The organism is Streptomyces sp. NPDC018031 (assembly GCF_044327625.1).
Classification (GTDB): Bacteria; Actinomycetota; Actinomycetes; order Streptomycetales; family Streptomycetaceae; genus Streptomyces.
On sequence record NZ_JBIRFT010000026.1, the window covers coordinates 40404 to 62333 of the forward strand.

21 protein-coding genes are annotated in these 21930 nt (G+C 73.2%); 5 read left to right on the plus strand and 16 right to left on the minus strand.

Annotated features, from left to right (window positions below; genetic code table 11):
* Positions 1-30: 30 nt before the first annotated feature.
* The 3 genes from ACH4B3_RS32245 to ACH4B3_RS32255 form a co-directional block, all read right to left on the minus strand.
* On the minus strand, positions 31-1179 hold the full coding sequence (locus ACH4B3_RS32245) for a methyltransferase (RefSeq protein ID WP_398468976.1): 1149 nt from the start codon (positions 1177-1179) through the stop codon (positions 31-33).
* A complete protein-coding gene (locus ACH4B3_RS32250; protein WP_398468978.1) occupies positions 1176-1778 on the minus strand; it encodes a DUF6875 domain-containing protein in 603 nt (200 codons plus the stop codon). Before ACH4B3_RS32250 ends, ACH4B3_RS32245 begins: the two co-directional genes overlap by 4 nt.
* A gap of 357 nt (positions 1779-2135) precedes the next feature.
* Entirely contained in the window at positions 2136-2768 is a 633-nt protein-coding gene (locus ACH4B3_RS32255) for a class I SAM-dependent methyltransferase (protein ID WP_398468980.1), read from the minus strand.
* A gap of 338 nt (positions 2769-3106) precedes the next feature.
* Here ACH4B3_RS32255 and ACH4B3_RS32260 point away from each other — a divergent pair, with 338 nt between their 5' ends.
* Positions 3107-3682: a hypothetical protein gene (locus ACH4B3_RS32260; RefSeq protein WP_398468982.1), complete on the plus strand. Its 576-nt coding sequence runs from the start codon at positions 3107-3109 to the stop codon at positions 3680-3682.
* A gap of 104 nt (positions 3683-3786) precedes the next feature.
* Here ACH4B3_RS32260 and hemB read toward each other — a convergent pair whose 3' ends face one another.
* From hemB to ACH4B3_RS32285, 5 genes are all read right to left on the minus strand, one after another.
* Positions 3787-4815, minus strand: coding sequence for a porphobilinogen synthase (gene hemB, locus ACH4B3_RS32265; protein WP_398468984.1), 1029 nt, complete (start codon positions 4813-4815; stop codon positions 3787-3789).
* Positions 4812-6476 carry a uroporphyrinogen-III synthase gene (locus ACH4B3_RS32270; RefSeq protein WP_398468986.1) on the minus strand — a complete coding sequence of 555 codons (1665 nt, stop codon included), beginning with the start codon at positions 6474-6476 and terminating at the stop codon, positions 4812-4814. The genes hemB and ACH4B3_RS32270 overlap by 4 nt, the downstream gene beginning before the upstream one ends.
* On the minus strand, positions 6473-7510 hold the full coding sequence (hemC, locus tag ACH4B3_RS32275; protein WP_398468988.1) for a hydroxymethylbilane synthase: 1038 nt from the start codon (positions 7508-7510) through the stop codon (positions 6473-6475). Before hemC ends, ACH4B3_RS32270 begins: the two co-directional genes overlap by 4 nt.
* Positions 7507-8904: a glutamyl-tRNA reductase gene (locus ACH4B3_RS32280; RefSeq protein ID WP_398468990.1), complete on the minus strand. Its 1398-nt coding sequence runs from the start codon at positions 8902-8904 to the stop codon at positions 7507-7509. Before ACH4B3_RS32280 ends, hemC begins: the two co-directional genes overlap by 4 nt.
* 73 nt (positions 8905-8977) lie before the next feature.
* A complete protein-coding gene (locus ACH4B3_RS32285; protein ID WP_398468992.1) occupies positions 8978-9817 on the minus strand; it encodes a redox-sensing transcriptional repressor Rex in 840 nt (279 codons plus the stop codon).
* Between the two features lie 368 nt (positions 9818-10185).
* Between ACH4B3_RS32285 and ACH4B3_RS32290 the strand changes: the two genes are divergently transcribed.
* The 4 genes from ACH4B3_RS32290 (at position 10186) to ACH4B3_RS32305 (ending at position 14857) form a co-directional block, all read left to right on the plus strand.
* Entirely contained in the window at positions 10186-10464 is a 279-nt protein-coding gene (locus ACH4B3_RS32290; RefSeq protein ID WP_398468994.1) for a glutaredoxin family protein, read from the plus strand.
* 445 nt (positions 10465-10909) lie between these two features.
* Complete coding sequence (locus ACH4B3_RS32295; protein ID WP_398468996.1) at positions 10910-11848, plus strand: HAD family hydrolase; 939 nt, start codon at positions 10910-10912, stop codon at positions 11846-11848.
* A gap of 792 nt (positions 11849-12640) precedes the next feature.
* On the plus strand, positions 12641-13420 hold the full coding sequence (locus ACH4B3_RS32300) for an ECF subfamily RNA polymerase sigma factor, BldN family (protein ID WP_398468997.1): 780 nt from the start codon (positions 12641-12643) through the stop codon (positions 13418-13420).
* A gap of 198 nt (positions 13421-13618) precedes the next feature.
* Positions 13619-14857 carry a DUF5667 domain-containing protein gene (locus ACH4B3_RS32305; protein ID WP_398468999.1) on the plus strand — a complete coding sequence of 413 codons (1239 nt, stop codon included), beginning with the start codon at positions 13619-13621 and terminating at the stop codon, positions 14855-14857.
* A gap of 108 nt (positions 14858-14965) precedes the next feature.
* On the opposite strand, the gene ACH4B3_RS32310 is transcribed toward ACH4B3_RS32305, so the two are convergent.
* From ACH4B3_RS32310 to ACH4B3_RS32345, 8 genes are all read right to left on the minus strand, one after another.
* A complete protein-coding gene (locus ACH4B3_RS32310; protein ID WP_398469001.1) occupies positions 14966-15994 on the minus strand; it encodes a lysophospholipid acyltransferase family protein in 1029 nt (342 codons plus the stop codon).
* Positions 15995-16008: 14 nt separating this feature from the next.
* Entirely contained in the window at positions 16009-17055 is a 1047-nt protein-coding gene (locus ACH4B3_RS32315) for an NAD-dependent epimerase/dehydratase family protein (RefSeq protein WP_398469003.1), read from the minus strand.
* Positions 17056-17207: 152 nt separating this feature from the next.
* On the minus strand, positions 17208-17306 hold the full coding sequence (locus tag ACH4B3_RS32320) for a 30S ribosomal protein bS22 (protein ID WP_003948845.1): 99 nt from the start codon (positions 17304-17306) through the stop codon (positions 17208-17210).
* A gap of 110 nt (positions 17307-17416) precedes the next feature.
* The gene (locus tag ACH4B3_RS32325) at positions 17417-17626 is read right to left on the minus strand and encodes a helix-turn-helix domain-containing protein (RefSeq protein ID WP_135341538.1); all 210 of its coding nucleotides are present in this window, start codon (positions 17624-17626) and stop codon (positions 17417-17419) included.
* Positions 17627-17754: 128 nt separating this feature from the next.
* Positions 17755-18588 (minus strand): phosphatase, encoded by an 834-nt coding sequence (locus ACH4B3_RS32330; protein ID WP_398469005.1) that lies wholly within the window; start codon positions 18586-18588, stop codon positions 17755-17757.
* A gap of 90 nt (positions 18589-18678) precedes the next feature.
* A complete protein-coding gene (locus tag ACH4B3_RS32335) occupies positions 18679-19851 on the minus strand; it encodes an acetoin utilization protein AcuC (protein ID WP_398469007.1) in 1173 nt (390 codons plus the stop codon).
* On the minus strand, positions 19820-21073 hold the full coding sequence (locus ACH4B3_RS32340) for an MFS transporter (RefSeq protein ID WP_398469009.1): 1254 nt from the start codon (positions 21071-21073) through the stop codon (positions 19820-19822). The genes ACH4B3_RS32335 and ACH4B3_RS32340 overlap by 32 nt, the downstream gene beginning before the upstream one ends.
* Positions 21074-21156: 83 nt before the next feature.
* Positions 21157-21801 (minus strand): HAD family hydrolase, encoded by a 645-nt coding sequence (locus ACH4B3_RS32345; protein WP_398469011.1) that lies wholly within the window; start codon positions 21799-21801, stop codon positions 21157-21159.
* Between the last annotated feature and the right edge of the window lie 129 nt (positions 21802-21930).

Here is a 21930-nt window from a genome sequence, read left to right on the forward strand (position 1 = left end):
ACCGGGAGCCCGGCCGCCCGCCGGGCGCCGCTAGCCGGCCGCCACCGCCTCGATGAGCACCTTGTGGCCGAGCAGCCGGTGGCGTGCGGTGACCCGCAGCCCGGCCGCGTGCAGCAGCCGGCCGAACTCGGCGGCGGTCCGCTCCCGGCCCGGCAGCAGGGAGAGCATGTAGAGCGACATCATGGCGGTCAGCCGGGCGTCCGGGCCGGTGTCGTGCCCGTCCTCCGCGGCCCGCTCGATCACGAACAGCCGTGCCGCCGGCCCCGGTTCCGCGCCGCCGGCCGGGGCCGCGCCGCCCGCCCCGGCCGCGCCGGTCCCGGCCGACATCGCCCGGCGGCAGGTCCGCAGGATCGCCAGGCACTGCTCGTCGTCCCAGTCGTGCAGGATCTCCCGGAGCAGATAGACGTCGCCGCCGCCGGGCAGCGCGGCGAAGAAGTCGCCCTCCCGGACGTCCGCCCGCTCCGCCAGCCCCAGCTCCGCCATCCGCTTGCGGGCGGCGGTGACCGCGGCCGGCCGGTCGACCAGCACCCCCCGGGCACCGGGGTGGGTGCGCAGCACCCGGGCGAGCAGCGCGCCGTCCCCGCCGCCGACGTCCACCACGGTCCGGGCCCCGGAGAAGTCCCCGGCGCGCAGCACCGCGGAGATCTCCAGATCGAGGTCGGCGCTCTGCGAACGGTCGAAGACGCCGCGTACCTCCGGGTTCCGCTCCAGGAAGCCGAAGAAGTCACCGCCGAATTCCCGCTCGAATGCCGGGACTCCGGTACGGACGACGTCCGGAAGTCCCGACCAGGCCCGGCCGACCGCGGCCTGCGCGAGGAGCGCGCTGGACAGTGCGTTGCCGGGGGAATCCGTGGTGAGCGCGCGCCCGAGCCGGGCGAGACCGAAACCGTCGGGCGGCTGGGGAGTGAAAACCTCGAAAGCACACAGCGCGGTCATCAACTGCCGCAGGCTCGCCTCGTGCGCACCGGTTTCCCGGGCGAGATCGCCGACGGTGCGCGGCCCTTCCGCCAGCAGATCGGGAACGGACAGTTCGGCGACCGAGCACAATGCGCGGGACACCAGATGGCCGTACAGCAGTCTGCGGACGTCGAGTGCGCTGTCGAGTCCGTCGAGTTCGTCGAGTTCGCCCGGTTCGCCGGGTCCTTCGGGGGCTCGGCCGGTACGGTCGGTGTGGCTCACTGCTCCGCCCCTTCCAAATCGCGCTCTTCCGCTTCCGCGTAGAGGCGCAGCATCAGCGGATCACGTACCCGCCCGTCGGTGAAATTCCGCTCGAAGCGTCCGCGGAACTCGGCGAACCAACGCGGGCGGTCGTGCAGGAAAAGTATGTCGTGCACCGCCATGTGGCGGACCGCCAGCAGCGGGAGCGGCGACCGGGAGACCGGGAATCCGCTGTTCCGCACCGAGGGTTCGGCGCAGTCGGGGTGGAACTGACCGATCATCGCGCCCAGGCCGACCGCGGTGTCCTTGAGCGCCAGATGTGCGGCGTCCAGCGTCGGCCAGGACTCCTCGCGCAGTTCCGGCAGCGCGATGACCAGGCTTTCCAGGGAGGTTTTCTCCGGCGGAACGGCGGTACCGGTCCGCGCGAAACTCCGTATGCGACCCGCCAGCAGGTGCCCGAGTTCTTCCGGATCCTCACCGGTCACTCCGTAGTGGAACTCCAAACGCAGTGCCCGGGCGTTGACGGCGGCCGGAACAAAAGGACAGACCGGCCCCTGGCGGTTGATCAGCGGATGGGGCTGGCCTATGTAGTCGTGCAACCACTCGGACAATACGGCCAAGTCGTCCTCCGCACGCGCGTCGTACCCGCGCGGAGGAAACACGGTGGCAACTAATTCATGCCGTACCGCCGCCCTCTTGGCATGCGACTCGGAACTCATGGACATCGCGCTCCTTCGCTGCGGCCGACGGTCGGCAGTGGGTGCTGTCATTTGCCGGACGCATAGACGTGCCAATGATCCAGAGATAAGAATGAACGGTAACTCCGGGCAGCGCAAGGCACGTTGGCGAGATATCGGCCGGGCGAATCCACGACGCACTTCCGTCTCATTCCACGAGACCGGGAAACCGCATGCGGAAACCGATTCCCCGGCCCGCGCGGGGCGGGCCGGGGAAGCATGGGGACGCGCCGGGACGCGCTAACCGGCCCGCGGCCCCTCCGCCCCGGCGGCGAGCCCCAGGCAGCTCCAGCGCACACCGTCCCGCCCGTGCGGATCGTCGTGTTCACCGTGGTGGATCACCGTCAGGCCATGACGGGCGGCGAGGGCGATCGTCTCCGCCGCCGAGACGTCGAACATCCGGCGCCCCTCGGGCACCGGGCCGTGCCGCAGGGTCAGCACGATCCGTCCGCCCCCGGTCAGCAGCCCGGCGAGGTGCTCCATCGCCGACGCGCGCTGCCCGGCGTCCAGGTGCATCCACACGGCGGTGAGCAGGACCAGGTCGAAGCGCGGTTCCCGGGCCCGGAGCCGGTCCAGCCCGGGCAGTGAGTCGTCGAGCCACTCGATGTCCCGGTCGGCGTGTATCCGCCGGCCCAAGCGGCGGAGTTCCGGCGTGGGTTCCACCGCGACGACCCGGTGGCCGCGCGCGGCCAGCGCGGCCGCGTCCCGGCCGCTGCCCGCGCCGATGTCGGCGATCGCGGCGGGCTCGGCCGGGAACAGGTGCAGGGCCCCCTGGTGGACCTCGGTGAAGGTCACGCTCTCGTACTGCTCGGCCAGCGCCTCGGCGGCCTCGCCGTACCCGGCGGTGGTGGTCAGGGTGATCGGATCACTCATTCGCACACGCTATCGAGCCAAGCGTGGTGGGGCGGGTCGCCGCACCGGCCGGACCGGCCCCGGCGGCCACCCCAGCCGTCGGCGACGCGCCCCGGCGCGCCGGCCGCACCCCGGGGCACGCCGCTCCGGCCCGGCACCGCGCGACCCGGCTCCGGTGAAGGGCAGGTGAACCCACGGGACCACTGATGAACACCCGCCGTTTCACGACGGATTCGGGCCAAACCCGAGCGACCGCACAACCCCGCCCCGGACGGGGCCGTCACACCCCATGTCCCGGAGGTGCCACCTCCGGCCTTTCCAGGATTTCGATTCCTATCTCAACTTTTTGGGGGTAATCCATGCGACGCTGGGGTACCGCACTCGCGGCGCTCACGCTGGCCGGTGCCGGTCTGATGACCGCCGTCGGCACCGCCGGGGCCGCGACCGGACCGGCGGCCAAGCCCGCCGCCACGGCCTGTTCGACCCCGTGGGGCAGCGGCGACAAGTCCAGCCCGGACACCTTCTACAAGCCGCTCAGCAACATCCGGACCGGCCGGCACGACTGCTACGACCGCATGGTCTTCGACATCCCGGGCGCGAGCGCGGGCAAGGTCGGTTACCACGTGGGCTACGTCGACACCTTCTACCAGGACGGCTCCGGCGAGAAGATCCCGGTCAACGGCGGCGCCATCCTGCAGATCTACGTGGCCGCGCCCAGCTACGACCCGGCCGACTTCAGCGTGGTCTACCCGGGCCGGGCCGGACAGCCGCTGCCGGGCGTGAACCTCACCGGTTACCAGACCTTCAAGGACACCCGCTTCGGAGCGAGCTTCGAGGGACAGACCCAGGTCGCCGTGGGCACCCGCGCCCGGCTGCCGTACCGGGTGACCCAGTCCGGTGACCAGCTGATCGTGGACGTCGCGCACACCTGGTGACCACCACCCGCAGCGAAAGCCGTCCGGCCGCACCCGAAGTGCGGCCGGACGGCTTCACGACGCCCGGCGCCCGCCCGGCCCGCGGCCGCGCGGCGTACCGGGGCCTACGGCTGCACGCCCCGCTTCAGCCACTGCGCGACCTCGGTCGCCCAGTAGGTGAGGATCATGCCGGCGCCGGCCCGCCGGATGGACGTCAGCGTCTCCAGGATCGCCCGCTCCCGCTCGATCCAGCCGTTGGCGGCGGCGGCCTCGACCATCGCGTACTCACCGGAGATCTGGTACGCCGCGACCGGCACGTCCACCTCCTGCGCGATCCGGCCGAGGATGTCAAGGTACGGCAGGGCCGGCTTGACCATCACCATGTCCGCGCCCTCGGCGAGGTCCAGCGCCAGCTCCCGCAGCGACTCACGGGCGTTGGCCGGATCCTGCTGGTAGGTCTTGCGGTCGCCCTTGAGCGAGGAGCCGACGGCCTCCCGGAACGGGCCGTAGAAGGCCGAGGCGTACTTGGCGGTGTAGGCGAGGACCGACACGTCCTGCCGGCCGATGCCGTCCAGCGCCTCGCGGATCACCCGCACCTGGCCGTCCATCATGCCGCTCGGCCCGACCACGTGCACGCCCGCCTCGGCCTGCGCCCGGGCCATCTCGGCGTACCGCTCCAGCGTGGCGTCGTTGTCGACCCGGCCGTCGGCGTCCAGCACCCCGCAGTGGCCGTGGTCGGTGTGCTCGTCCAGACACAGGTCGGACATGACCACCAGCTCGTCGCCGACCTCGGCCTTCACGTCCCGGATGGCGACCTGCAGGATGCCGTCCGGGTCGGTGCCCGGGGTGCCCAGGGCGTCCTTCTTCGACTCCTCCGGCACGCCGAACAGCATGATGCCGCCCACGCCCGCCCGGACCGCCTCGGCGGCGGCCCGGCGCAGGGTGTCCCGGGTGTGCTGCACCACGCCCGGCATCGCGGCCAGCGGCGCCGGCTCGCTGATGCCCTCCCGCACGAACGCGGGCAGGATCAGCTCCGCCGGATGCAGCCGGGTCTCCGCGACCATGCGGCGCATGGCCGGGTTCACCCGCAGCCGGCGGGGCCTGGCCCCGGGGAACTGCCCGTAGCGGGACTCGTACCGGGACTGGTTGCTCAACTCCGTGCCCTCCTACGCGATCCGGGCCGCCGCTCGCTGGGACGGGTGACCGGGTCGCCGGCCCCGAGCGCGGCATCCCGCCGCGCCGCCCCGAAGTCCGCGAGCGCCTCGGCCAGCTTCTGCACCGAGGGCTCGGGCGACAGCACGTCCACCCGCAGGCCGTGTTCCTCCGCGGTCTTCGCGGTGGCCGGGCCGATGCAGGCGATGACAGTGACATTGTGCGGCTTGCCGGCGATGCCGACGAGGTTCCGCACCGTGCTCGAAGAGGTGAACAGCACCGCGTCGAAGCCACCGCCCTTGATGGCCTCCCGGGTCTCGGCCGGCGGCGGCGAGGCGCGCACCGTGCGGTACGCCGTGACGTCGTCGACCTCCCAGCCCAGCTCGATCAGGCCGGCCACCAGGGTCTCGGTGGCGATGTCGGCGCGCGGCAGGAACACCCGGTCGATCGGGTCGAAGACCGGGTCGTACGGCGGCCAGTCCTCCAGCAGGCCGGCCGCGGACTGCTCACCGGACGGCACCAGGTCCGGCTTGACGCCGAACTCCACCAGCGACTTCGCGGTCTGCTCGCCGACCGCGGCGACCTTGATCCCGGCGAACGCCCGGGCGTCCAGGCCGTACTCCTCGAACTTCTCCCGCACCGCCTTGACGGCGTTGACGGAGGTGAAGGCGATCCACTCGTACCGGCCGGTGACCAGGCCCTTGACCGCCCGCTCCATCTGCTGCGGGGTCCGCGGCGGCTCCACCGCGATGGTCGGCACCTCGCTGGGCACCGCACCGTACGAACGCAGCTGGTCGGAGAGCGAGGCGGCCTGCTCCTTGGTGCGCGGCACCAGGACGTTCCAGCCGAACAGCGGCTTGGACTCGAACCAGGACAGCTGGTCGCGCCGCTCGGCCGCACTCCGCTCACCGACCACGGCTATGACCGGCTGGGCACCGTCCGGCGAGGGCAGCACCTTGGCGGCCTTGAGGACCTGCGCGACCGAACCCAGCGTCGCCGTCCAGGTGCGCTGCCGGGTGGTGGTGCCGGCGATCGTGACGGTCAGCGGGGTGTCCGGCTTGCGGCCCGCCGCCACCAGCTCCCCGGCCGCCGCCGCGACCGTCTCCAGGGTGGCGCTGACCACCGCCGTCGCGTCGGAGGCGCCGACCTCGCTCCAGCAGCGGTCGTCGGCGGTGCGGGCGTCCACGAAGCGGACGTCCGCGCCCCGCCCGTCGCGCAGCGGCACACCGGCGTACGCCGGCACACCGACCGCGGCGGCGACGCCCGGCACCACCTCGAAGGCGACGCCCGCGTCGGCGCAGGCGAGCATCTCGTCGGCGGCGTTGCCGTCCAGTCCGGGGTCGCCGGCGACCGCACGGACGACCCGCTTGCCGCCGCGCGCGGCCGCCATGACAAGATTGGCGGTGTCCCTGAGTACCGGGACCGCGACGCCGTTTGACGCCTCGTCAGCGTGCGTCTGCCGCGGTGCGCCCTGCGCGTCCGCGGCGACGGACGGGCGGACGTGTGTGCGCACCACGTCGAGCACCTGCGGATCTGCGATCAGCACATCCGCGGCGTTCAGTGCCTCCACGGCGCGCAGCGTCAGCAGTCCGGGATCTCCGGGGCCGGCACCGAGGAAGGTGACGTGCCCGCAGCCGGGGTGGTTCGGGGCGGTGGGGTTCAATGTGCTCGCTCCCCCATAAGACCGGCCGCACCCTTCGCGAGCATCTCGGTGGCGAGTTCGCGACCGAGGGCCGTGGCGTCACCAGGGGACGCGGGTACGGGACCGGTGGTGGACAGCTGCACCAGCGTCGAGCCGTCGACGGTGCCGACGACGCCACGCAGGCGCATTTCGGTGACAGCCTGACCGTCGGCCTCCAGGTCGGCCAGCGCACCCACGGGTGCGCTGCAGCCGGCCTCGAGGGCGGCGAGCAGGGAACGCTCGGCGGTCACGGCGAGCCGCGTGTGCGGATCGTCGAGCTCGGCGAGCCGGGCGGCGAGGGCTGCGTTGTCCGCAGCGCACTCGACTGCCAGTGCCCCCTGGCCGGGGGCGGGCAGAACATGGGCGGGGTCCAGCAGCTCGGTGGCCTCGCCCAGCCGGCCTATGCGGGTCAGCCCCGCGGCGGCCAGCACGACGGCGTCGAGCTCTCCGGAGCGCACGTACCCCAGCCGGGTGTCGATGTTCCCGCGGATCGGGACGGTCTCGATCTCCCGGCCCAGCGACCGGGCCCAGCCGTTGAGCTGCGCCATCCGGCGCGGCGAGCCGGTGCCGATCCGGGCCGGGCGGTCCCCGGCGACCAGCTCGGCGAAGGTCAGCCCGTCCCGGGCGACCAGCGCGTCGCGGCAGTCCGCGCGGCGGGGCACCGCGGCCAGCGTCAGACCCCCGGCCGGGGCGGTCGGCAGGTCCTTCAGCGAGTGCACCGCGAAGTCGATCTCGCCGCGCAGCAGCGCGTCACGCAGCGCGGAGACGAACACGCCGGTGCCGCCGATCTGCGCCAGGTGCTCCCGCGAGGTGTCGCCGTACGTGGTGATCTCGACCAGTTCGACGGGGCGGCCGGTCAGCCCGCGCACCGCCTCCGCGATCTGCCCGGACTGGGCCATGGCCAGGGTGCTGCGCCGCGTCCCCAGACGCAGGGTGCCGCCGTCGCCGGCCGGGGCCGGGACGGTGGCGGGAGGTACGGGGGCCGTTGCGGTTCCCGGGGAGGCGGTGGTGTTCATGCCTGCCCTCGATTCATGTCGTGTCGATCGGCCCGGCTGACGGCGGCCACCGCCTGCGGGTCGAGGTCGAACAGTTCGCGCAGCGCGTCCGCGTACCCGGCACCGCCGGGGGTGGCCGCGAGCTGCTTGACCCGCACGGTCGGAGCGTGCAGGAGCTTGTCGACGACGCGGCGCACGGTCTGGGTGATCTCCGCGCGTTGCTTGTCGTCCAGATCGGGGAGCCGCCCGTTGAGCCGGGCGATCTCGTTGGCCACCACATCGGCGGCCATGGTGCGCAGCGCCACCACCGTCGGGGTGATGTGCGCGGCGCGCTGGGCGGCGCCGAACGCGGCCACCTCCGCGGAGACGATCCCGCGGACCTGGTCGACGTCGGCGGCCATCGGGGCGTCCGCGGACGCCTCGGCCAGGCTCTCGATGTCCACCAGCCGCAGGCCGTCCAGCCGGTGGGCGGCGGCGTCGATGTCCCGCGGCATGGCCAGGTCGAGCAGCGCGACCGGTCCGGTGCGGTCCGCCGCCCCGGCGGCGAACGCCTCGGCCAGCGCCTCGGCGGTCAGCACCAGGCCGGTGGCCCCGGTGCAGGACACCACGATGTCGGCGTGCGGCAGCTCGGCGGGGACGGCGGCCATCGGCACCGCGCGGGCGGTGGTCGCCGCCCCGGCGGAGGCGGCGCCCGCCACCGCGGCGGCGTCGCCGGCGCCCCGGCCCGCCAGGCTCGCGGCCAGCCGCTCCGCCCGCTCCAACGTCCTGTTGGCGATCACCAGTTCTGCCGCACCGGCGCGCGCCAGGGTGGTCGCGGCCAGCGAGGACATCGAACCGGCGCCGATGATCAGGGCGCGCTTGCCGGTCACCCAGCCGTCGACCGGCTCACCGTCGGCGAGTTGTTCGAGTCCGAAGGTGACCAGGGACTGCCCGGCGCGGTCGATCCCGGTCTCGCTGTGGGCCCGCTTGCCGACCCGCAGCGCCTGCTGGAACAGGTCGTTCAGCAGCCGGCCCGCGGTGTGCAGCTCCTGGCCGAGGGCGAGCGCGTCCTTGATCTGGCCGAGGATCTGGCCCTCGCCCACCACCATCGAGTCCAGGCCGCAGGCCACCGAGAACAGATGGTGGACGGCCCGGTCCTCGTAGTGCACGTAGAGATAGGGGGTGAGCTCCTCCAGGCCGACCCCGCTGTGCTGGGCCAGCAGCGTGGACAGCTCGGCGACACCGGCGTGGAACTTGTCCACGTCGGCGTAGAGCTCGATGCGGTTGCAGGTGGCCAGCACCGACGCCTCGGCGGCCGGCTCGGTGGCCAGGGTGTCCTGGAGCAGCTTGGACTGCTGTTCCGCGGTGAGGGCGGCCCGCTCCAGCACGCTCACCGGCGCACTGCGGTGGCTCAGCCCGACGACGAGGAGACTCATGCCCGCGCCTCGCTTCGCTCGCCGCGGCATCCGTCCATGACGCGCCCGTCCCTGACTCTCTCGCTGCGCTCGCTCATGCCGGCATCACGGCGGGTACGTCCCCGTCCGGCCCCTGCTGCCGTCCGCCCGCCGAGCCGGTGCCCGTGGCGGCCGGGGCGGTGCCCGTGGCGGCCGGGGCGGCGGAGGGCGCCGCCACCGCGGTCTGCCCCTCCTGCTCGGCACCCTCGACCGGGAGTTCCTCGCGCTCGCCCTCGCCGGCCTTGCGCTGCTCGTGGAAGGCGAGGATCTGCAGCTCTATGGAGAGGTCGACCTTCCGCACGTCCACCCCGTCCGGGACGGTCAGCACGGTCGGCGCGAAGTTCAGGATGGAGGTCACCCCGGCGGCCACCAGCCGGTCGCAGACCTGCTGGGCGGCGCCGGCCGGGGTCGCGATGACGCCGATCGACACACCGTTCTCGCTGATGATCGTCTCCAGCTCGTCGGTGTGCTGCACCGCGATGCCCGCGACCGGCTTGCCGGCCATCGCCGGGTCGGCGTCGATCAGCGCGGCGACCCGGAAGCCACGGGAGGCGAAGCCGCCGTAGTTGGCCAGGGCGGCGCCGAGGTTACCGATACCGACGATCACGACCGGCCAGTCCTGGGTCAGACCGAGCTCGCGGGAGATCTGGTAGACGAGGTACTCGACGTCGTAGCCGACCCCGCGGGTGCCGTACGAGCCGAGGTAGGAGAAGTCCTTGCGGAGCTTCGCCGAGTTCACTCCGGCGGCGGCCGCGAGCTCCTCGGAGGAGACCGTCGGGACCGAGCGCTCGGAGAGTGCGGTCAGTGCACGCAGATACAGCGGAAGCCTGGCGACGGTGGCCTCGGGAATCCCTCGGCTTCGGGTCGCCGGTCGGTGAGTTCGGCCAGTTGCCACGGTGCTCCTGCGGGTAGAGCGGGGCTGCGGGCGACCGTACGTCCGTGGGCCGCCCCGTGGACAGCAGGCTATGTCTTTGTGAACGCGTGCACAAAGATGGTGTCCGCTTTGTCCGACCAAAGTGACCGGTGTCACGCGACCTTTGCGAGCCATCGCGGAACCACCACACCCGTCACACCGTTCGCGCCTTACGCACCGGTAAGGGGGGAGCGTCGACGACAGCACGCTCGGTCACTCCTCACCGCTATCCCCCCGGACACCTACAAAACGCCCATGATGGTAGTCGAACACACCGCCCCCGCTCGAACGTCGCACCGCACCGTCCGGTCCGGCCGGGGGACCGGTCCGGACCGGGGACAATGGGAACCATGAGTCCGCTGCTGCGCCGCACCCCCCGCAAGAACCCCGCCGAGAGCACCGTGACCCTCATCGGCAAGCCCGGCTGCCACCTCTGCGACGCGGCGCAGACCGTGATCGAGCAGGTCTGCGGCGAGCTCGGCGCCGCCTGGGAGAAGAAGGACATCACCCAGGACGAGGAGCTGTACCGCAAGTACTGGGAGCAGATCCCGGTGGTCCTGGTCGACGGCGAGCAGCACGACTTCTGGCGCGTGGACCCGCGCCGGCTGCGCGCCGCCCTGGGCGGCTGAACCGGACCCTCCCCGCCCCGGAGCCACGCCCGCCCCGCCCGGGGCCGCCACGGCTCCGGGCCGGCCGGGCCGCAGGCCGGTCGCCGGCCCCCGCGGACCGTGACGCCGCGGGTGTCCACCGCCTTCCGCGGGTGGGCGCGGCCCTTCTCGGAGAGCCAGTCGCCGAGGGCGCCGTGCGCGGCGGCGCGACGTGGGGGTCCGTCCGGGCCGGACCCGGCGATCCCGGTCGCGGCCTCACCCCGCACGGCCACGACCGCCCGCACGATGCGCCACGCCCCCGGCACGGTGCGCCCGGCCGGCGCACCGGCACGGCCCTCGGGTCCGCGCGACGGCCCGGGTCGCGGGGCCGCGCGACGGCCCGGAATCACGGCGCCGCCGCGCAAAGTTCACACCGCCGCAGCCCGCCGCCCGATGGCCGCACCGGCTGACTGGTTATGCTCGCGCCATGTCCGCACTGGGATGGTTGACCCCACGCAGGCGCTCGGCCACGGCACGGAGCGTGCTGGCCGGCGAGGCCGCGGCGGAAGCGGCACGCAAGTCCGTCCAGGAGCAGGCCGCCGAGGAGGCGGCCGCCCCGGAAGAGGCGGTGGAGCCGCAGTTCCCCGTGGTGGGCGACGTGCACGCGGCCGCCTTCTTCGACCTCGACAACACCGTGATGCAGGGCGCGGCCATCTTCCACCTGGGCCGCGGGCTCTACAAACGCCACTTCTTCCAGAAACGCGAGCTGGCCCGCTTCGCCTGGCAGCAGACCTGGTTCCGGCTCGCCGGGGTCGAGGACCCGGCCCACATGGAGGACGCCAGGAACAGCGCCCTGTCCATCGTCAAGGGCCACCGGGTCTCCGAGCTGATGTCCATCGGCGAGGAGATCTACGACGAGTACATGGCGGAGCGGATCTGGCCCGGCACCCGCGCCCTGGCCCAGGCCCACCTCGACGCCGGCCAGCGGGTCTGGCTGGTGACCGCCGCCCCGGTGGAGACCGCCACCATCATCGCCCGGCGGCTGGGGCTCACCGGCGCGCTGGGCACGGTCGCCGAGTCGGTCGGCGGGATCTACACCGGACGGCTGGTGGGCGAGCCGCTGCACGGCCCGGCCAAGGCCGAGGCGGTACGGGCGCTGGCCGCGGCGGAGGGCCTGGACCTGGCCCGCTGCGCCGCCTACAGCGACTCGTCGAACGACATCCCCATGCTGTCGATCGTCGGCCACCCGTACGCGATCAACCCGGACACCCGGCTGCGCAAGCACGCCCGGGAACAGGGCTGGCGGCTCCGGGACTACCGCACCGGCCGGAAGGCGGCGAAGGTCGGCATCCCGGCCGCGGCGGGCGTGGGAGCGCTGGCCGGCGGCGCGGCGGCCGCGGTGGCGGTCCACCGGCGCCGCCGCTGAGCCGCCCGCCCGGCCACCCGGCCACCCGGCCACCCGGCCACCCGGCCACCCGGCCACCCGGCCACCCGGACCGATCGTCCCCGGCGCCGTACCGCGTCCGGCGTCCGGCCCGTACCGTCTCCGGCCGTCCGGCCCGGGCTTGCGGCCGGGGGCCAGGCCCGGCCGCACCGCATACCCGGGGCCCGGCCCCGGGCACGCCCGGGGCCGGTGCGACACGCCATCGCGGGGTCGCGCCGGGGCATGTGACACACCGTCGGCCCCGGCGCCCACGGGCGCGACACGCCGTGACGCGTCCGGCGTCCGGAACCGCGCGAGGCGACACGCCGCCGCGGCGTGACCGGAGCCGCCCGACACGCCGACCGGAACCGGCCCGGTCCGCACCGCCCGCCGGGCCGCCCACCGCCGGGCCCGGGTCGACCCCACCGGGCGGTACACGGCCGGGCGGCGCCGCGCGTTCCGGCGGACGTACCGGCCACGGGCGAACGGAATCGGTCAATCTGCGCCGTATACCTCGCGGCGCCCCCACCACACTTCCCACCGGCGGTTTGCCAGAACCCATCCCGCACTCGCACAGAAGGTGAACTGATTCGATCAAATCTCGCTCATCGATCGCGACTTGATCGAACGTCAATCCATAACGGACCAGACGCAAACGATGATTTGAGCAACTGGGTGTAGCGTCGCCTGTACGAAGCGTTATTCTCCTCAGACGCAAACCGGTACCCCCGCGTCCCTACGACGGGTGAACGGTTCCGCACTGCACGTGATGGAAGCTCTGCCTCTGGGAGTCCCGTGTACCCACACGTCGGGGTTGACACCTCGGGCCTGGCCACACTTCGCGCAACAGTCCTGGACTGCCTGCGCGGCATCGTCCCCACCACCGCGTACGCCGTCCCCGCACTCGCCACGCCCGCGCCGGCCGTCCCCACCGGCCCCTGCTACGCCCTGGCCGACGGGAGCGCGACGGTCGGCAGACGCGCCCGCGGCGCCGCCCCCACCGCCCGCCGTCCCGCCGCGGACAGCGACAGCCGCCGGATGATGGACCTCGTCGAGCGCGCCCAGGCGGGCGAGGCCGAGGCGTTCGGCCGGCTCTACGACCAGTACGCCGACACCGTCTACCGCTACATCTACTACCGCGTCGGAGGCCGGGCCACGGCCGAGGACCTCACCAGCGAGACCTTTCTGCGCGCCCTGCGCCGCATCGGCACCTTCACCTGGCAGGGCCGCGACTTCGGGGCCTGGCTGGTGACCATCGCCCGCAACCTCGTCGCCGACCACTTCAAGTCCAGCCGGTTCCGGCTGGAGGTCACCACCGGCGAGATGCTCGACGCCAACGAGGTCGAGCGCAGCCCCGAGGACTCGGTCCTCGAATCCCTCTCCAACGCCGCCCTGCTCCAGGCGGTCCGCAAGCTCAACCCGCAGCAGCAGGAGTGCGTCACCCTCCGCTTCCTCCAGGGCCTGTCGGTGGCCGAGACCGCACGGGTCATGGGCAAGAACGAGGGGGCGATCAAGACCCTCCAGTACCGGGCGGTACGCACGCTGGCCCGGCTCCTCCCGGACGACGCCCGCTGAGGCCAACAGCACGGCGGCGCCCGCGCGTTCGGAGGTGCGTAACCCTCCTGCCGTACCGCTCGTTGTGCGGAATGCAGACTCCTCGAATGCTTACCGTGTCCACTCCCACTCACTCGATCGAGTGGTTGTGCTCAAGGTTCGCAACCGCCCAGGTGTCCGAGGGAGTCGAGCGCCATGACACGAGAGGAGGTGCCGCCTGTGATCGCGAACGTATCGGCGCACCGGCGGGCGAACGCCTTCGCCCAGGCTCTGGAGGCCCAGGAGCAGCAGCTCCGGGATCTCCAGGACGCGACGGCCGAGCAGTCGGGACCATCGGCGGACGACGCCGAGCGGGCCCGGATGCTGGCCTTGGCGAGCGGACTCGGCAGGCTGCCGGTGCCGGAACTGAGGGCCGAGGTCAGGACGGAGCAGCGGGCGCAGCTGGTCGCCGCCATGGAAGCAGCGTTCGCCGAGGGGTCCCCGCGCGTTCCCGGACAGCGGTCGGGCCGCGGGGCACACCGGGCGAAGCCACTGGGCCGGTTCCGGCCGAAGAGCAGGCTGTCCAAAGGGCTCGCCGCGGGGGGCCTCACGGTAGGCGTCGCCGCCGGCGCGCTCGGCGGCGTGGCAGCGGCCAGTTCGGACGCCCTGCCCGGTGACACGCTCTACGGCCTCAAGCGCGGCATGGAGGACCTCAAGCTGGGCATGGCCGACGGCGACGTGGAGCGCGGGCGGCTCTACCTCGACCAGGCGTCGACCCGCATGAGCGAGGCACGCCGGCTGATGGAGCGGGCCCGGGCCGGCGAGCTGGACCAGGAGTCGGTGGGCGAGGTCCGCCGGGCGCTGTCCGGGATGCGGCACGACGCGGCGGAGGGCCACCGGCTGCTCACCAAGGCGTACCAGCAGGACGGTTCCCTGAGTCCGATGGAGAGCCTGTCGTCCTTCTCCGCCTCCCACCGCGCGGGCTGGACGAAGCTGAGCGAGGCGCTGCCGGTGCAGCTCACCGACGTCCGGGACGAGGTGAGTTCGGTCTTCGACGCCATAGAGGACGAGGTGCAGCCGCTGCGGTCGCTGCTGCCCGTCGAGACGGGCCGGGGCAGCGCCGGCCGGACACCGGCCCGGGACGGGGCGCGGCCGCCCGCGTCGAAGCACACGGAGGCCGCCTCGCCGGGCTCCGGCGACGCCGGCACCGGGCGGACCGCCACCGCGGACGGGGACAGCCCCCGGCCGTCGGCCTCCGAGCAGCCGGAGCGCCAGGGGCTGCTCGACGGCGCGGACCGGCTGCTCACCCCGCCCGACGGGACGGGGCTGCAGCTTCCGACGTCCGGCGGCTCCGCCGGGACCGCCAAGCCGAGCGAGCCCGCCCGGCCGGACGCCCTCCCCACCACGGACGTCACCCTCCCGCCGCTGCTGCCCGGGCTGCTGCCCGGACTCGGCATCAGCGGCGAGGAAGCCCCCTGACGGTCCGGTCCCGCAGGCAGGGACGCACCACCTCGCGTTCCCGGGAAGCGGGTGGGCGGGCTCTCCACCGAGAGCCCGCCCACCCGCTTCCGTCCGTGCCCGCCCGGGTCAGAAGAACACCGAGCGGCGCTGCACCAGCAGCTTGTAGAGCGTGTGCTGGATGGTCTCCCGGACCTGGTCGGTCAGGTTGAACATCAGCATCGGGTCGTCCGCGGCCTCCGCCGGGTACCCGTCCGTCGCGATGGGCTCCCCGAACTGGATCGTCCACTTCGTCGGCAGCGGCACCGCGCCCAGCGGCCCCAGCAGCGGGAACGTCGGGGTCACCGGGAAGTAGGGGAAGCCCAGGAGCCGGGCGACGGTCCGCGCGTTGCCGATCATCGGGTAGATCTCCTCCGCGCCCACGATGGAGCACGGCACGATCGGCACCCCGGCGCGCAGCGCGGTCGAGACGAAACCGCCGCGCCCGAAGCGCTGCAGCTTGTACCGCTGGCCGAACGGCTTCCCCAGCCCCTTGAAGCCCTCCGGCATGACCCCGACGACCTCGCCGCGCTCCAGCAGCAGCTGGGCGTCCTCGGCGCAGGCCAGGGTGTGCCCGGCCTTGCGGGCCAGTTCGTTGACCACCGGCAGCATGAAGACCAGATCGGCCGCGAGCAGCCGCAGGTGACGCTGGGCGGGGTGCTCGTCGTGCACCGCCACCTGGAGCATCAGCCCGTCCAGCGGCAGCACCCCGGAGTGGTTCGCCACCACCAGCGCGCCGCCGGTGGCCGGGATGTTCTCGATGCCCTTCACCTCGACCCGGAAGTACTTCTCGTACACCGGGCGGAGCAGCGCCATCAGGACCTGCTCGGTCAGCTCCGGGTCGTGTCCGAAATCGTCCACCTCGTACTCGCCGGTGAGGCGGCGGCGCAGGAAGTTCAGGCCGTGTGCCACCTTCCGTTCCCAGCCGCCGGCCGCGCCGTCCCGCCCTGGCCGGCCCGGCCCGTCCTCCGCCGGCCCGCCGGCCCGGGCCTCCTCGTCCCGTGGGGCGGGCACCGGCTTCAGCGGCGACCGCCCCCGGTCGGGCCGGCCGCGGCGGGGCCCGGTGTTCCGCCGGGACCGCGGTTCTTCACCGAATGGGATGACCTTGGCGTCCGCCATGCTGGGTGCGCTCCTCAACTCTGGCCGCGGTCGGCGGGCAGCACCGAGGCGAGCCGGTCCACGGTGCGGGCGACGACCTCGGGCGGCAGCAGCCCGGGGCCGCGGCTGCGCGCATAGTCCGCGAAGGCGTCGGCGGTGCTGAATCTCGGTTCGAAACCTAGTGTCTCGCGCATCTGGCGGGTCGCGACCACACGGCCGTGCGTCAGCAGCCGGACCTGTTCGGGCGAGAAGTCCGTGATGCCGGTGAACCGCAGCGCGGCGCGGCCCCAGGTGAGCGCGGGCAGCGGCAGCGGGACGGTGGGGCGCCCGAGGCGCCGCGCGGCCTGCGAGAGCAGCAGCACCCCGTCCCCCGCGATGTTGAAGGTCCCGCTGTTGAGGGTGGCGCGGCGCGGCTCGGCCGCGCCGATCCGCAACGCCTCGATGGCGTCCTCCTCGTGCACGAACTGCAGCCGGGGGTCGTAGCCGATGACGGTCGGCAGCACCGGCAGCGCGAAGTACTCGGCCAGCGGCGAGTCCATGCTGGGGCCCAGGACGTGGGCGAAGCGCAGCACGCAGACCGCGACGTCGGGGCGGCGGCGGGCGAACCCGCGGACGTACCCCTCGACCTCCACGGCGTCCTTGGCGAAGCCCCCGTCGGGCAGCGACTTGGGCGGGGTGTTCTCGGCGAACACCGCCGGGTCGCGGGGCGCGGACCCGTACACGCTGGTGCTGGACTTCACCACCAGCCGCCGCACCGAGGGGGCCTTCTGGCAGGCGCCCAGCAGCTGCATGGTGCCGATGACGTTGGTCTCCTTGACCGCGGTACGGCCGCCCCGGGCACCGAGCGGCGCACCGTTGACGTCCATGTGGACGACGGTGTCGGCGCCGGTCTCGGCGAGCAGCTTCCCGATCGCGGGCTGCCGGATGTCGGCCCGCACGAACTCGGCGTCACCCAGGGGATGCCCGGGCTCGACGGCGTCCACCCCGATCACCCGGACCACGCCGGGCTCCCGCTGGACGCGCCGCACGAAGCGGCCGGCCAGTCGCCGTGCGACTCCGGTGACCAGCACGATCTTCCCCAAGATCAGCGCCTCTCTTCCGTCCTGGCCGGGCCCCGGCCCGCGCTGGGCCCACGCTATCCATCCGCACGCCGTCCGGGTACCGTCCGGGGCCACAACGCACCGCAGCCCCTCCACCGAACGGTGGAAGGGCTGCGAAGCGTACGCAGTGCCGCTTACTTCTTGTTGCGACGCTGGACGCGCGTGCGCTTGAGCAGCTTGCGGTGCTTCTTCTTAGCCATCCGCTTACGCCGCTTCTTGATAACAGAGCCCACGACTACCCTCGCTCACTTCGAATCACTCGGTGCGGGGCGTCCGAGCCCACACGACCTACATCGGGCCAGCGTACCCGCCACCGGGCGAACGGCGTAATCCGAGGGGGCCGTCAGGCTGACTCCACCCCCACGTAGCTTTCCCGGAGGTACTCATGAACCGCTTGCTCCGGCACCCGGAAGGATCTGCCCACCCGGATGGCCGGCAGATGACCGCTGTGCACCAGCCGGTACACGGTCATCTTGGACACACGCATCACCGCGGCGACTTCCGCCACGGTCAGAAACTGCACCTCGTTCAGAGGTCGTTCGCCAGCAGCCATGACACACCTGAACCTTCCGCACATGACGGGCACCGGCTTCCCCTCCGGTGACTCCAGCTCGCATGCGCGCTCCTGCCCAGATTAGGGGCGGGTGATGCGAGTGAGGAAGAGGAGTAGCGATCGCACGCCTACTGTGACAGACAGGCGCGATTGAGTACATAGCGAGTGAGCGGCCGGTAGCTGTCACAGCGCGCAGCGTCATCAAGCGGAACGACGACCGACACCCGGCCCTCGGCCTCGCCGACGAACGGCGCCGGGTCGTCCGCGTCCGCCAGTCCCACCGCCTCGATACCGAGCTGACCTGCGCCGCAGACCCATCCGTGGTCACCGATGACCAGCTCCGGCAGGGGGGTCCCGGCTTCCGCGGCGCTGCCCAGCACGACCCGGACCGGCAGCGGCGAATGGGTGTGTACGCCCCGCTCACTCCGCCTTCCCCGCACGCCGGTTTCCCGCACCAACGCGACGCCCGCGCGGTAGCCGAGGTTGTACGTGCGTAGCCCGAACCGGGTCGTTATGTCGACACTTCGACCCTGCGCGGGGGTGAGGACAGGGCAGCCGGCCGCCGAGAGTCCGGCGGCCAAGGCGGCGTAGAAACCCAGGAGCCGGTCCGGATGGCCGGTGCCGAGGAGCACCGGCGCGCCGGCCGCCGCGACCGCCCGCAGGCGTCGCGCGAAGGCGTCCAGCGCCTCCAGGGTGCGCTCCGGGTCGATCGTCTCCTGACCCGAGACGCACTCAGGGTCGGCCGAGACCCCGCACCTGTCGTTCATCAGCCGCAACAGGTCGGGGAGCGGCCAGTCCCGGTCCGGCTCGATACCGATCATGACACGCGGATCCCGCGCGGCGAACAGCCGGTAGTGGCGCAGACTGCGTTCCCGGGTCGTCGCAACGGGTCCGGCGAGCCGCGCGGCCAGCAGATGCGCGCGCAGCGCGGCCGCGTCCCGTCCCCCACCGATGCCCAGCACGCCGCCGATGCTGACCGATCCGGGCCCGGTCCGCTGCCGAAAGGCCCGATATCCCCACGGTCGGCCTAACCGGCCCCGGCCCGCGGCCGGTCAGGGGATCAGGCCCAGGTGCGGGAAGACCGCCCGGCGGGTCGCCAGCACCGCCTGGTCCAGCCGGTCCGCCGGGTCGTAGCCGAGGTCCTCGAAGTCCCGCCAGTGCGGCTCGCGTCCGTCCGTCATCCGCCCCGGCGCGATCTCCTGGGTCAGCCGGAACGCCTCGCGCCGCCAGTCCTCCGGGATCGCCGTCGTCGGGGCCAGCGGGGTGCCGGCCGCGATGGCCACCAGATGGGTCCAGGTCCGCGGCACCACCTCGACCACCGCGTAACCGCCGCCGCCCAGGGCCACCCAGCGGCCGTCCGCGCAGCGGTGCGCCAGGTCGTGGCAGGCCTCGGCGACCGCCCGCTGCGCGTCGACGCTGACCGCCAGGTGCGCCAGCGGGTCCAGGAAGTGGGTGTCCGTACCGTGCTGGGTCACCAGGACCTGGGGCCGGAAGGCGGCCAGCGCCTCCGGCACCACGGCGTGGAACGCGCGCAGCCAGCCGTCGTCCCCGGTGCCGGGCGGCAGCGCCACGTTCACCGCGCTGCCCGGGGCGGCGTCCCCGCCGGTCTCCTCGGGCCAGCCGGTGGCCGGGAACAGCGTGCTCGGATGCTCGTGCAGGGAGACGGTGAGCACCCTCGGGTCGTTCCAGAAGACGGCCTGCACACCGTCGCCGTGGTGGACGTCGACGTCCACGTAGGCGACCCGCTCGGCACCGAGCTCCAGCAGCCGGGCGACCGCCAGCGCGGCGTCGTTGTACACGCAGAACCCGGAGGCGCTGCCGGGCATCGCGTGGTGCAGCCCGCCGGTGAAGTTCACCGCGTGGTCCACGGTGCCGCGCCACACCGCCTCGGCCGCGGCGACCGACTGCCCGGCGATCAGCGCCGACGCCTCGTGCATGCCCGCGAAGGCCGGATCGTCCTCGGTGCCCAGCCCGTGCGAGCCGTCGGCGCTGCCGGGATCGGCGGACACCCGCCGGACCGCGGCGATGTAGTCCTCGCGGTGCACCAGCCGGAGCGTCGACTCCCCCGCGGCCCGGGCCGCCACCACGTCCACCGAACGGTCCAGCCCGAACGCCCGCACCAGCTCCATGGTCAGCGCAAGCCGGACCGGGGCCATCGGATGGCCGGGGCCGAAGTCGTATCCGGTGACTGATTCATCCCACATCAACTGTGCGCGGCCGCTCATGACCGTCACCGTATCGGTCGGACTCGGCCGAGAACGAGCGGACGTGGAGCAGCGTCGCCAGCACGAGCACCATCGGCAGCAGCATCGCGCCCCGGTAGTCCCAGCCGCCGCCCACCGCCCCCACCAGGGGCGAGCCGATCAGGAAACCGACGTAGTTGAAGACGTTGAGCCGCGCGACGGCGCTGTCCGAGGCACCGGGGAAGAGCCGTCCGGCGGCGGCGAAGGTGGCGGGCACGATCACGGACAGCCCCAGCCCCAGCAGCGTGAAGCCGCCCAGCCCGACCCACGGCCCGGGGGCCGCCGCGACCACCGCGAATCCGGCGGCGGCGAGCAGCGCGCCGCACCGCACCACCGCGACCGCGCCGAACCGCCGCACCGCGCGGTCCCCGAAGCACCGGCCGACCAGCGTGGTGGCCATGTAGACGTTGAACGGGACGGTCGCCAGCTGCTCGGAGCCGTGCAGCACGTCCTCCAGGTACTTGGCGCTCCAGTTGGAGACCGTGGAGTCACCGATGTACGCGCAGGTCATCACCAGACAGAGCGGCAGCAGCGGCTTCAGCGGCACCCGGCCCGCCGCCCGCGGGGGCGGGCCGGGCATCCGCCGGTCCGCCTGGTCCGGACGGTCCGCCTGGTCCGGAGGGTGGCCGGCGCCGGGGAACCACCGGCCGGCGAGCAGCGCGGCCGGCACCAGCACCGCCACCAGCGGCGTGTAGAGCGCGGGAAGGGGCAGGTCCTGGTGGGCGCCGGCCCAGGCCGCGGACGCGCCGGCGATGCCCCCGAGGCTGTACGCGGCGTGGAAGCCGAGCATGATGCTCCGCCCGTACGCGCGTTGCAGGCTCACTCCGAGCATGTTCATCGAGGCGTCCAGCGCGCCGACCGCCAGGCCGAACACGGCGAGCGCCACGACCAGTTGCCCCACCGAGCGGCCCGCTCCCGCCGCCGCCAGGGCGAGGCCGACGACCGGCTGGACCCCGCGGAGCACCGGCCCCGCGCCGAACCTCCGCACCAGGGGTTCGGCGGCCACGCTGCCCACACCGGCCAGTACCGGAACGGCCGCCAGGAAGGCCGGCAGCAGCGCGTCGGAGACCCGGTACCGGTCCTGGATCGCCGGTATCCGGGTGACCAGCAGGGCGAACACCGCGCCCTGGACGAAGAAGCTCAGCGCCAGCGCGGCCCGGCCGTGCCGCAGCCCGCTGTCGGTCCTGGCTCGGGCAACCGTCATGGCTGAGCAGGGTACGGACCACCACCGCCGGTGGACAGACGACGGACGGCCTCGGCGGTCGGCCGCCGAGCCGGCCCGGCGGGTCAGGCCAGCAGGGACGGGAGTTGCGCCATGTCGGAGAAGCGGTCGCGGGCCTGGGCCAGCTTGTCGGCCGGCGTCATCGCGGTGAAGCCGTACACGTCCATCCGGGCGGCGATCGCTGCCTGCACACCGAGCGGGCTGTCCTCGACCACGGCACAGCGATCGGGAGGGGTGCCCATGGTGGCGGCCGCGTGCAGGAAGAGGTCGGGGGCCGGCTTGCCGCGGCCGACATCCTCGGAGCTGAAGATGCGCTTCTCGTCGAAGAACTCGTACAGGCCGGTCTTCCGCAGCGCGACCCGGATGCGCTCGTGGCTGCCGGAGGAGGCCAGGCAGTACCGGACGCCGTCCGCCCGCAGCTTCTCCAGCGTCTCGGCCACCCCGACGACCGGCAGCAGTTCGCGGCCGAACGCCTCGAAGACCCTGCCGTGGAACGTCTCGTCGAACTCGGCCGGGAGGGTGCGGCCGTGACGCTCCGCCACCAGGTCATGGATGCGGTGCATGGCCGAACCCATGTAGTCCCGTATGGACTCCTCGTAGGTGGTGGGGTGCCCCAGCTCGGTGAGGTAGGCGGCGAGAATCCGGTTGGAGATGGGCTCGCTGTCCACCAGCACACCGTCATTGTCGAAGATGATCAAGTCGTAGCGCATGGGCACACCCTACAAACCGCGGAATGGCCGCCCCGCGGATTGGTCTCTGAACGCAGTGAAGCCCTGCCAGGAACCTCCGAAGAGGCTCCCGACAGGGCTTCACACAAAAATTGTTCGGCGGCGTCCTAC

What these genes read in the sequence shown, in the direction of transcription:
- ACH4B3_RS32255 (WP_398468980.1), bottom strand. Translation starts at nt 2,768, where the DNA reads ATGAGTGATCCGATCACCCTGACCACCACCGCCGGGTACGGCGAGGCC.
- ACH4B3_RS32260 (WP_398468982.1), top strand. Translation starts at nt 3,107, where the DNA reads ATGCGACGCTGGGGTACCGCACTCGCGGCGCTCACGCTGGCCGGTGCC.
- hemC (WP_398468988.1), bottom strand. Translation starts at nt 7,510, where the DNA reads ATGAACACCACCGCCTCCCCGGGAACCGCAACGGCCCCCGTACCTCCC.
- ACH4B3_RS32280 (WP_398468990.1), bottom strand. Translation starts at nt 8,904, where the DNA reads ATGAGTCTCCTCGTCGTCGGGCTGAGCCACCGCAGTGCGCCGGTGAGC.
- ACH4B3_RS32290 (WP_398468994.1), top strand. Translation starts at nt 10,186, where the DNA reads ATGAGTCCGCTGCTGCGCCGCACCCCCCGCAAGAACCCCGCCGAGAGC.
- ACH4B3_RS32295 (WP_398468996.1), top strand. Translation starts at nt 10,910, where the DNA reads ATGTCCGCACTGGGATGGTTGACCCCACGCAGGCGCTCGGCCACGGCA.
- ACH4B3_RS32310 (WP_398469001.1), bottom strand. Translation starts at nt 15,994, where the DNA reads ATGGCGGACGCCAAGGTCATCCCATTCGGTGAAGAACCGCGGTCCCGG.
- ACH4B3_RS32325 (WP_135341538.1), bottom strand. Translation starts at nt 17,626, where the DNA reads ATGGCTGCTGGCGAACGACCTCTGAACGAGGTGCAGTTTCTGACCGTG.
- ACH4B3_RS32335 (WP_398469007.1), bottom strand. Translation starts at nt 19,851, where the DNA reads ATGAGCGGCCGCGCACAGTTGATGTGGGATGAATCAGTCACCGGATAC.
- ACH4B3_RS32340 (WP_398469009.1), bottom strand. Translation starts at nt 21,073, where the DNA reads ATGACGGTTGCCCGAGCCAGGACCGACAGCGGGCTGCGGCACGGCCGG.
- ACH4B3_RS32345 (WP_398469011.1), bottom strand. Translation starts at nt 21,801, where the DNA reads ATGCGCTACGACTTGATCATCTTCGACAATGACGGTGTGCTGGTGGAC.